The 3060-nt window shown below is 63.1% G+C and carries 3 protein-coding genes and 1 pseudogene; all 4 read right to left on the bottom strand.

Going from position 1 to position 3060, the window contains the following annotated elements:
- Nucleotides 1-943: MCE family protein (locus A5652_RS20735; protein WP_067355949.1), on the bottom strand; the 943-nt coding region annotated here is incomplete at its 3' end.
- A gap of 19 nt (nt 944-962) precedes the next feature.
- Nucleotides 963-1805 carry an ABC transporter permease gene (locus A5652_RS20730; RefSeq protein ID WP_067355945.1) on the bottom strand — a complete coding sequence of 281 codons (843 nt, stop codon included), beginning with the start codon at nt 1803-1805 and terminating at the stop codon, nt 963-965.
- Between the two features lie 19 nt (nt 1806-1824).
- Nucleotides 1825-2589, bottom strand: coding sequence for an ABC transporter permease (locus A5652_RS20725; protein WP_067355940.1), 765 nt, complete (start codon nt 2587-2589; stop codon nt 1825-1827).
- A 237-nt stretch (nt 2590-2826) separates the two neighbouring features.
- A pseudogene (locus A5652_RS20720) lies at nt 2827-3060 on the bottom strand (short chain dehydrogenase); the annotation flags it as partial.

Genomic DNA, 3060 nt, shown 5'->3' with positions numbered 1-3060 from the left:
AGGTGAACAGGCCCGCCTTACGGACACCGAGCAGCGGGGCGAATTCCTTGATACCGCGTTCGATGCCGGCGAACAGGCAGCCCAATTCCGGTGAATAGTCGGCGGCCACCTTCAGCGGGGCCCGCAACCGGTTGATGGTGTCGATGAAGTCCTGTTCGGCCGGCGCCAGGGTGTCATAGGCGTTGTTGGACAGTCCGATCGTGGCCAACAGCGTGCTGTCGAGGTTCTTCTGCTGGTCCACGACCGTCTTGTTGATCGTCGGCAGGTTGTCGACCACGGTGGTCAGGTCCGGCGCGGCGTCGGCATATACGTTGGCCACCACCGCGGTCTCTTGAAAGTCCTCCTGCAGCGCGGGCAGCTTCGGGTTTGCCTGGCGCGTCAGCGTATTCAAGCCCGACAGGATGCCACCCAGGTCGTCGCCATGACCGCGCAGGCCTTCCGCGAACGCGCTCAATGTGCCGTTGAGTTCGACGGGGTCGATCTTGTGCAGCAGGTCCATCAGCGACTGGAACAAGGTGTTGACTTCCAGCTGCACCGAAGATGCCGCCACGTGCGCATCCGGACGCAGAGACGTCGGCGAAGGCGCTTGCGGCGGAATGAATTCCACCGACTTGGCGCCGAAGATGGTGTTACCGGCGAGGCGCACCGTCGCGTTGGACGGGATGAAATGCATGTCGTCGCTGTTGATTCCCAGCGTCAGCCGCGCCTGGTCACCGGAATAGTCGATCGTTTCGACCTTGCCGATCTGGATGCCCCGGTATTTGACCTTGGCGCCCTTCTCCATCACCAGGCCGGCCCGGGGCGCCGACACCGTGACGTTGTCGATTGACGCGAAGGCCGCCGTGTACGAAAGGTAGGTCAGCGCAGCGAAAGCCACCAGCAGACTGGCCAGCACCGCTGCTGCCAGCCGGACGTGTGAGCGTCGCGCGTCTGTGTCTGCCATGTCCCTTTGAGCGGTCCTCTTAGCCGGAGAGGTTGAAGTTGCCGGACGCCCCGTACACAGCGAGCGAGATGAACAAAGTGATGACGACCACCACGATCAGCGAAGTCCGCACGGCCTGGCCGACCGCAATCCCGACTCCGACCGGACCGCCGTGGGCGTTGTAGCCGTAATAGGTATGGACGAGCATGACCGCGATGGACATCACGATGGCCTGCAGAAACGACCACAACAGGTCGGACGGGATCAGGAACGTATTGAAGTAGTGGTCGTACAAGCCTTTTGACTGCCCGTTGATGTACACCGTGGTGAAGCGGGCGGCGAAGAACGCCGCGAGCACCGACAGCGAGTACAGCGGGATGATCGCGATGAGGCCGGCAATCAGGCGGGTCGACACGAGGTAGGACACCGAGTGCACCGCCATGCATTCGACGGCATCGATCTCCTCGGACACCCGCATGGCGCCCAATTGGGCGGTGGCACCGGCGCCGATGGTGGCGGCCAGCGCGATACCGGCGATCACCGGCGCGACGACCCGGACGTTCAGGAACGCCGACAGGAATCCCGTCAGCGCCTCGATGCCGATGTTGCCCAGCGACGAATACCCCTGTACGGCAATCACGCCGCCGGATGCCAGGGTCAAGAAGGCGGCCACGCCGACCGTGCCGCCGATCATGACGAGAGCTCCCGCGCCCATCGTCATCTCGGCGATCAGCCGGACGGTCTCCTTGCGGTAGCGGGTGAGCGCATTGGGTACATACCGCATCGTCTGGCCGTAGAACAACGCTTGCTCGCCGAAGTCATCGACCGGGTCTTGCAGCCGGGACGCGATATTGCGCAGCCGGTAGGTGATGTCGTAACTCATCGCGTGCTTGCCCGTCCCATCACTTCGCCGAGATTCGCACGCCGATGGCGGTCATCACCACGTTGATCACGAACAGGCATATGAACGCGTACACCACGGTTTCGTTGACCGCGTTGCCGACGCCTTTGGGCCCACCCTTGACGGTCAGTCCGCGGTAGCAGCCCACCAGCCCGGCCATCACGCCGAACAGCAGCGCCTTGGCTTCGGCCAGCACCAGCTCGCGGAGTCCGGTAAGCACGGTCAATCCGTTGATGAACGCGCCGGGGTTGACGCCCTGCAGAAAGACGGAGAACACGTAGCCACCGGAAAGGCCTATGGCGCACACCAATCCGTTGAGCAGCAGCGCCACCACCGTGGAGGCCAGCACGCGGGGCACGACCAGCCGCTGGATCGGGTCGATGCCGAGCACCCGCATCGCGTCGATCTCTTCGCGGATGGTGCGGGCGCCGAGGTCGGCACAGATCGCGGTGGCGCCGGCACCGGCCACGACGAGCACGGTCACCACCGGCCCCAGCTGGGTGATGGTTCCGAATGCCGTCCCCGCGCCGGACAGGTCGGCGGCGCCGATCTCGCGCAGCAGGATGTTGAGGGTGAAGGCCACCAGGACGGTGAACGGGATGGACACCAGCAGCGTGGGGACCAGCGAGACGCGCGCGATCATCCAGGTCTGGTCGAGGAACTCACCGAATTGAAACGGCCGGCGGAAAGCCGCTCGGCCGGTATCCAACATCATTTCAAAAAATCCGCCGACGGCGCGGGCGGGAACCGCAAGTTGTTCCCTCAACGCGGTTCCCCCCTCGGTTTGGTCTCGGCGAAGTCTATGTCTGGCCTTTGCGTCGTCTACGGTCCCATGAGGCTCGGTGTGAGCCGGATCATATTAACTCAGAACAAGTTCGCCATGTCAATGAACAGCACTTCCGTATCTGAACTGTTAATTTGCCAGGTCAGAAGCACTTGGCAGGTGTCAAACTGACACACGTTCTACCTGGCGATTTCGCCCGATTAACCATGTTTTCGGCGGCTATTGCTCCATCAGCGCGCCAGCCGAGAAATTGTGCTCAGGATCACGGCCAGCAAAGTAATCCTGCAGTGTCGAACTGAGCTGCCCGGGTTCCCAAGCGGCGCCGTCGGCCACGAATTTGCGCTCCGCGGTTGGCGCGGCCACCAATGTCACCTGTGGACCGTAGACGATGAACACCTGACCGTTCACCTCGGCGGCCGCCGGGGACGAGAGGAACTTCACCAGATTGACCAC

Origin of the sequence: Mycobacterium sp. 1165178.9 (assembly GCF_001673555.1) — a bacterium.
Classification (GTDB): Bacteria; Actinomycetota; Actinomycetes; order Mycobacteriales; family Mycobacteriaceae; genus Mycobacterium.
Note: the sequence above shows the minus strand (reverse complement) of the source record. Positions and strands in the feature narration are given on the sequence as shown.

Excerpts from the sequence above, each read along its gene's own strand:
- A5652_RS20730 (WP_067355945.1), bottom strand. The coding sequence starts at position 1,805 with ATGAGTTACGACATCACCTACCGGCTGCGCAATATCGCGTCCCGGCTG.